The organism is Streptomyces thermoalcalitolerans (genome assembly GCF_039525155.1).
In the GTDB taxonomy this organism is placed as follows: Bacteria; Actinomycetota; Actinomycetes; order Streptomycetales; family Streptomycetaceae; genus Streptomyces; species Streptomyces thermovulgaris.
Genome location: NZ_BAAAHG010000105.1, coordinates 1 through 6,645, shown reverse-complemented (window position 1 = coordinate 6,645; position 6,645 = coordinate 1). Strand labels below are relative to the sequence as shown.

The window sequence follows — 6,645 nt, the reverse complement described above, 5'->3', positions numbered from 1 at the left end:
CGTGCGGCTGCTGGGGGGTGCCCTCGGAGCGGGGGAAGAACTCGTACCACGACCCGTACAGGGCCCGCTCCCGCTCCACCAGCAGCTCCAGCGGCTCCGAAGCGGTCACCAGCTCCCGCAGCGGCCACCGCGCCAGCACCGTATCCACCTCCGGCGTCAACGCCCCCGCCAGGCGCGTCATGACCGGCAGGGAGTCGTCCCGCAGCGTCTCGGCGGCGGCGAGCACGACGTCGCGCTGCGGTCCCTCGGGAACCCCGGCCGCCGCGCGGGTGTGGAGCTCGGCGCCCTCCTCCAGCACCAGCCCGGCGTCGATGCCGGCCGGGACCTTGACGGTGGCGGCGCGGCGCCAGGTGGTGACCGGGTCGCCCCAGGCCTCGACCGTGTACGTCCACCAGCCGGTCGACCCCGGTGTCACCTCGGCGCCCCAGCGGTCGGTGCCGGGGGCCAGCTCGCGCATCGGCGTCCAGGGGCCCGGGCGGCCCTCCGGGTCGCGCAGGACCACGTTCGCGCCCACCGCCTCGTGGCCCTCCCGGAAGACGGTGGCGGTGACCATGAAGGTCTCCCCCACGACGGCCTTGGCCGGCCGTCTGCCGCACTCCACGGCCGGCCGGACGTCCCGCACGGGGATCCGGCCGACGGTCGGGGCCGGTTTCGGGGTCGGACGCATGGGTGTCACCGCCACTGTGCTCGGGGCCGGGCTCGTGCCCGGCCGGGGTCCTGGTGCCTGCCAAAGGGCCCTACCGTCCGGTGCGGGTGTGCCGCTCCGTCGTCGTCGGCGGGCCCCGGCGGGCGGCGGCGCTGCGGTGCGGCCGGCCGCTCTGTTCCCGCAGATAGGTGACGAGAGGAGTGCGCAGATAGCGCTCGGCGGCGTCCGCGGCCTCCCGCGCACACCGCTTCCCCATCAGCACGCACAGGGTGTAGCCCGAGTCCTCGAAGGTGGACCGCACACCGCGGTCGTCGGGCCGCGCGAGCATCGCGCGTTCCCACATCCGATAGCGCCGCAGATGCCGGGCGACTTCGGCTTTGGCGGGTAGCAGCATGCGCCGTCCACCTTTCGGACGCGTTCGATGGGCACGGTTCCCCGACAGCCGGGGCGGCGGCCGCGCGCGGGTGCGCACGGTCCCGTTCACGGCGCTCGAGACTTTCACTCATGGTGCATGTTCAACGACTCAGCGTCCTGTTGGCGCTTCAACAAGCCCGCTGACCTGCTCGTGTTGCACCAATGGCGTAGCGCGCTCAGTGTGGTTTCCACTCAGAGGCAACATGTGCTCACGCTCCGCGATCGGGGTCCGGCCCCAAGGGCGGGGAGGGAGCGGGAGCCCGGCGGTGAGGAGTCAACGACGATGAAGACCGCAGTGCCCTGCTACTACCACCTCGACGTGGACGTCAGCCCGGAGCGGGTCGGGCAGGTCGGGCGCATTCTGGCCGCCCACCTCCGGTTCTGGGGTCTGGAGGACCTCGTCGCCCCCGTGTGCGGCGGTGCCGGGATGCTGCTGAGGGCCATCGACGAGCACGCCACCGACAAGCGCGTCTCCGTCGAGATGTGGTGGACCGGCCAGCACCTGATCACCGCGATCGGGGAGAACGACCAGGACCTGCGCCCCGACCAGGACCTGCGCGGCTGCCTGGCCCGTATCGCGGCGACGAGCGACGGCTGGGGCTGCTGCGCCTCCCGGACCGGCAGCAAGGTCATCTGGTTCTCGCAGCGGGCCCGCGCCGGGGTGCGTGTCCCGCTGGTCCCGAAGGCTCCCGAACCGGCCCTGCGCGAGCGGCTGCAGACGCCCCGCGAGCTGCCGGTCACCGCGCTGGCCTCCCCGGCACGCGACGACCGGGCCGCCCTGGAGGAGTCCCGGTGACCGGGCGGTCGCGCCGGAAGAAGAAAGTGTCCCCGCCCGTGTGGCGGGGACACCCTTACCCGCTGGGCGCCGTGTACGACGGGAAGGGCACCAACTTCGCGCTGTTCAGCGAGGTGGCCGAGCGCGTGGAGCTGGTCCTGGTGGACGACGGCGGAACCCACTGCGAGATCCCGCTCACCGAGGTCGACGGCTTCGTGTGGCACGGCTATCTGCCCGGTGTCGGGCCGGGGCAGCGTTACGGCTACCGGGTGCACGGCCCCTGGGACCCGGCGGCCGGCCACCGGTGCAACCCGAGGAAACTGCTCCTGGACCCCTATGCCAGGGCGATGGACGGACGGGTCGACAACCACCCCTCGCTCTACGAGCGCGCCCCGCGCGGCCCGGACCCCGCCGACAGCGCCGGGCACACCATGCTGGGCGTGGTGACCGACCCGGCCTTCGACTGGGGCGACGACCGCCCGCCGCGGCGGGAGTACACCGACACCGTGATCTACGAGGCGCATGTGCGCGGACTGACCCGTACGCACCCGGACGTGCCGCGCGAGCTGCGGGGGACGTACGCCGGACTGGCGCATCCCGCGGTGATCGGCCATCTGACCTCGCTGGGCGTGACGGCGGTCGAGCTGATGCCCGTCCACCAGTTCGTGCACGACGGCGTGCTGCAGGGGCGGGGGCTTTCCAACTACTGGGGCTACAACACCATCGGTTTCTTCGCCCCGCACCACGAGTACGCCGCCCACGGCACACGGGGCCAGCAGGTCACCGAGTTCAAGTCGATGGTCAGGGCGCTGCACGCGGCCGGACTCGAGGTGATCCTCGACGTGGTCTACAACCACACCGCCGAGGGCAACGAGAAGGGCCCGACGCTGTCCTTCCGGGGCATCGACAACGCCTCGTACTACCGGCTGGTCGACGGCGACTGGGCGCACTACTACGACACCACCGGGACCGGCAACAGCCTGCTGATGCGGCACCCGCACGTGCTCCAGCTGATCATGGACTCGCTGCGGTACTGGGTCACCGAGATGCACGTCGACGGCTTCCGCTTCGACCTCGCGGCCACGCTGGCGCGGCAGTTCCACGAGGTGGACCGGCTGTCGTCGTTCTTCGACCTGATCCAGCAGGACCCGGTGGTCTCCCAGGTGAAGCTGATCGCCGAGCCCTGGGACCTGGGCGAGGGCGGCTACCAGGTGGGGAACTTCCCGCCGCTGTGGTCGGAGTGGAACGGCAAGTACCGGGACGCCGTCCGGGACTTCTGGCGCGGCGAGGAGCACACCCTGGGGGAGTTCGCCTCCCGGCTGACCGGTTCCCCGGACCTGTACGCCCACCACGGGCGCCGGCCGCGCGCCAGCATCAACTTCGTGACCGCGCACGACGGTTTCACCCTGCGCGACCTGGTGTCGTACAACGACAAGCACAACGAGGCCAACGGCGAGGACAACCGGGACGGCGAGAGCCACAACCGGTCCTGGAACTGCGGGGTGGAGGGCGAGACCGACGACCCCGGGGTGCTTAAGCTGCGGGCCCGGCAGACGCGCAACTTCATCGCGACGCTGATGCTGTCCCAGGGCGTGCCCATGCTCAGCCACGGCGACGAACTGGGGCGCACCCAGCGGGGCAACAACAACGCCTACTGCCAGGACAACGAAGTCTCATGGATCGACTGGCGGCTGACGGACGAGCAGCGGGAGCTGATGGACTTCACGCGGTACGTGATCGGCCTGCGCGCCGCCCACCCGGTGCTGCGCCGCCGCCGCTTCTTCCAGGGCGAGACGGCGACCCGGGACGACCAGCCGCTGCCCGATCTGGTGTGGCTGCTGCCGGACGGCCGTGAGATGACCGAGGAGGACTGGCAGCGCTCCGACGCGCACTTCGTGGCGGTCTTCCTCAACGGCGACGCCATCGCCGAACCCGACGGGCAGGGGCGCCCCGTGGTGGACGACTCCTTCCTCCTGCTGCTCAACAGCTACTGGGAGCCGATCGGCTTCCGCCTCCCCGGCCCCGTCTACGGCGACCGCTGGACCTGCCTCCTCGACACCACCGAACCCACGGGACTCCCCGACGAGCAGGAGTACAAGCCGGGGGACGTCCTCCGTGTCGCGTCCCGCAGCCTGGTCCTGCTGACCCGCCCCCCGAGAACCAGCCGCTGACGCTCCTGGCCCGCCGCGGTCCGCACGCCGGTCCGTGAGCCGCCGGGACGCCGGCGCGTTCAGACCTCGCGGCGCGAGGTCACCGTGAACTGGGCGCCGTCCGGGTCGCGGAGCACGGCCTCGTGGGGATCCTCGCGCAGGACACTGCCGCCGTGGGCCTCGGCGGCGCGGACACAGGCGGCGACGTCGGCGACACGGAAGTGGATCTGCCAGTGCGGGCGGATCGTGGGATCGGGGGCGGCCCCCAGCGCACCGGACTCGATGCGCGCCACGACCTCGCCGTGGCTGCGCAGCACGACCTCCTCGCCCTCGTAGCGGACCTCGCAGCAGCCGGGCTGCTCCGAGGCCCAGTCCAGGACCTCGCCGTAGAAGATCGCGGCGTCGAAGGCGTCACGGGTGTGCAGCCGGATGAAGGCCGGCGCGGCCTTGCGCCAGGCCTCCCAGTCGGTGAAGAGCTCGCCCTCCCAGATGCCGAAGGTCGCGCCGTCCCGGTCGGCGAGCAGCGCGGCCCGCCCCGGTGGGAAGGAGATCGGCCCGACCGCCGCCGTACCGCCGCGTTCCTGCGCCCGTGAGACCGCCTCGTCCGCGCTGGGCACGGCGAAGTACGGAGTCCAGGCCACCGCCGTCTGCCCCATGGACGCCGCCGCTCCGATCCCCGCGACCGGTGTCCCGTCCGCGAGGGCGATGCGGAAGTGGTCGCCGCACCGGGCCGGACGCCACTCCCAGCCCAGCACCGCCCGGTAGAAGTTCTCCGAGGCATCCACGTCGCGGCTGATCAGGCTCACCCAGCACGGTGCGCCGCACACCGAATGCGTGGAGACGACATCGGGGCTGGAGCTGGCAGATGTCCTGTCGTGATTCATGGCATGTCCTGGTCTCGTCGACCGGCGTCCACCGGTGTTCACCGGTCCTACACCAGTCTCCGGCCGACAGCCGGGAGGCGCCTGCCGAGTGTCCGCGCGTCGCCGCCGAAACGGCACGAGCGGCGGTCACCCGGGACCGGGCGGACGACCGGGTCCACTGGCAAAGGCCCGCCCGAGTGACGACGATGGACAGCGTGGAACGCGCATCGCACGACTCCGGCGACGCGGCGGACCGGCTGCGCGAGCTCCAGAAGGAGGTCGAGCAGCTGAAGGAAGCCGTGACCTCCCACGCTGTCGTGGACCAGGCGATCGGCATGGTGGTCGCGCTGGGCCGGATCACGCCGGACCAGGGATGGACGGTGCTGAAGGAGGTCTCGCAGCACACCAACACCAAGCTCCGTCACGTCGCCGAGCTGGTCCTCGCCTGGGGAGGGGGCACCGGGGAGATGCCCGAGGAGATCCGGGCGGAGCTGGAGAAGGCCCTCGACCGGTGCCGTCCCACCCAGATCCCGGGAACGCCGCAGGAGTGAGCGGACGCGGCAGGAAGTGACCGGGAGCCCGGGCGGCGTCCGCCCGCTCGTGGGGCCGCAGCGGGCGGACACCACCGCGGGGCCGGCCGGTCCGCGTGATCAGCCGGTCTCCGTGAGCAGTTCCTCGCGCAGCTGGGCGAAGCAGCCGCTGAGCAGCCGCGAGACGTGCATCTGCGAGATGCCGAGCTGCTGCGCGATCCGGCTCTGTGTCATCCCCCGGAAGAACCGCAGGTAGAGGATGGTGCGTTCGCGCTCGGGCAGCGCCTCCAGACACGGCCTGACGGCCACCCGGTCCACGACCAGGTCGTAGCGCGCGTCGGCCTCGCCCAGACCGTCGCCGAGCGCGTACCCGTCCGTGCCCGGGACCTCCGCCTCCAGCGACAGCGCGGCGAAGCAGTCCAGGGCCTCCATCCCGGTGCGCACGTCGTTCACGCTCAGGTGGGCGTGCTCGGCGATCTCGGTGACGGTCGGCGCCCGGCCCGGCGTGGTCTGTGCCAGCTCCTTCGTGGCACGCCGTACGCGGTTGCGCAGATCCTGGACCCGGCGCGGCACATGCAGCGTCCACATGTGGTCGCGGAAGTGCCGTTTGATTTCCCCGGTGATCGTCGGTACGGCATAGGCCTCGAACGCGTATCCGCGCCCCGGGTCGTAGTGGTCGACGGCCTTGACCAGGCCGAGCGCGGCCACCTGGTACAGGTCCTCCAGGGCCTCCCCGCGTCCGCGGAACCGTACGGCGATCCGCTCGGCCATCGGCAGCCACATCCGGACCAGTTCGTCCCGCAGCGTCTTGCGCTCGGGGCCGTCCGGCATACGAGCAAGCCGTTCGAACGCCTGCGCGGTATCCGGGGCGTCGTCATGGGGGTGAGGTTTTGTTCTGCCGGTGGTACGCATGCGCTGCGCCTCCCTCAGCAGGTGCTGGATGGACGGACACTGCGGGAGGAGCGTGCCCGGACCGGGCAGGAACGGATACGAGGTCCGGCACACCGGCTCCCAGGGGCGTGCCTCCTGTCCGAAGCACTGGAATGCGGATTCCCGAAGTCGGAGACCTGGAAAAATGTCCCGGGAATGCGATGACGTCATGCGACCGCACGATTTTTAATTCTCGACCAGTGGCCGGGGAAGTGCCACCGGAGGAAATACCGAGCATTTCCATGGCGCATGCGCGACGCTCCGGCCGCCTCCCGGGGCCGCGCACCGGGCCCGCTGCGGCGCGCGGCCGGGAGCGGCACCGGGGCGGGCCGCAGCG

Annotated in this window: 7 protein-coding genes; 3 read left to right on the top strand and 4 right to left on the bottom strand. The window is 71.7% G+C overall.

Annotation, left to right across the window (positions count from 1 at the left end):
• Both ABD224_RS28770 and ABD224_RS28765 read right to left on the bottom strand, forming a co-directional pair.
• A partial coding sequence (locus tag ABD224_RS28770) for a maltotransferase domain-containing protein (RefSeq protein WP_344055184.1) occupies positions 1–667 on the bottom strand: 667 nt, incomplete at its 3' end.
• A gap of 70 nt (positions 668–737) precedes the next feature.
• The gene (locus tag ABD224_RS28765; RefSeq protein ID WP_344055182.1) at positions 738–1,040 is read right to left on the bottom strand and encodes a DUF5133 domain-containing protein; all 303 of its coding nucleotides are present in this window, start codon (positions 1,038–1,040) and stop codon (positions 738–740) included.
• A 303-nt stretch (positions 1,041–1,343) separates the two neighbouring features.
• Here ABD224_RS28765 and ABD224_RS28760 point away from each other — a divergent pair, with 303 nt between their 5' ends.
• A complete protein-coding gene (locus ABD224_RS28760) occupies positions 1,344–1,856 on the top strand; it encodes a pep a2 (RefSeq protein ID WP_344055180.1) in 513 nt (170 codons plus the stop codon).
• Complete coding sequence (gene glgX / locus ABD224_RS28755; protein WP_344055178.1) at positions 1,853–4,006, top strand: glycogen debranching protein GlgX; 2,154 nt, start codon at positions 1,853–1,855, stop codon at positions 4,004–4,006. The genes ABD224_RS28760 and glgX overlap by 4 nt, the downstream gene beginning before the upstream one ends.
• Positions 4,007–4,065: 59 nt before the next feature.
• Here the strand turns inward: glgX and ABD224_RS28750 are convergent, their stop codons facing one another.
• On the bottom strand, positions 4,066–4,869 hold the full coding sequence (locus ABD224_RS28750; RefSeq protein ID WP_344055176.1) for a VOC family protein: 804 nt from the start codon (positions 4,867–4,869) through the stop codon (positions 4,066–4,068).
• Positions 4,870–5,054: 185 nt separating this feature from the next.
• Between ABD224_RS28750 and ABD224_RS28745 the strand changes: the two genes are divergently transcribed.
• Complete coding sequence (locus ABD224_RS28745; RefSeq protein ID WP_425581076.1) at positions 5,055–5,399, top strand: ANTAR domain-containing protein; 345 nt, start codon at positions 5,055–5,057, stop codon at positions 5,397–5,399.
• Between the two features lie 99 nt (positions 5,400–5,498).
• On the opposite strand, the gene ABD224_RS28740 is transcribed toward ABD224_RS28745, so the two are convergent.
• Entirely contained in the window at positions 5,499–6,290 is a 792-nt protein-coding gene (locus ABD224_RS28740; protein WP_344055171.1) for an RNA polymerase sigma factor SigF, read from the bottom strand.
• Between the last annotated feature and the right edge of the window lie 355 nt (positions 6,291–6,645).

What these genes read in the sequence shown, in the direction of transcription:
- ABD224_RS28765 (WP_344055182.1), bottom strand. Translation starts at nt 1,040, where the DNA reads ATGCTGCTACCCGCCAAAGCCGAAGTCGCCCGGCATCTGCGGCGCTAT.
- ABD224_RS28760 (WP_344055180.1), top strand. Translation starts at nt 1,344, where the DNA reads ATGAAGACCGCAGTGCCCTGCTACTACCACCTCGACGTGGACGTCAGC.
- ABD224_RS28750 (WP_344055176.1), bottom strand. Translation starts at nt 4,869, where the DNA reads ATGAATCACGACAGGACATCTGCCAGCTCCAGCCCCGATGTCGTCTCC.
- ABD224_RS28745 (WP_425581076.1), top strand. Translation starts at nt 5,055, where the DNA reads ATGGACAGCGTGGAACGCGCATCGCACGACTCCGGCGACGCGGCGGAC.
- ABD224_RS28740 (WP_344055171.1), bottom strand. Translation starts at nt 6,290, where the DNA reads ATGCGTACCACCGGCAGAACAAAACCTCACCCCCATGACGACGCCCCG.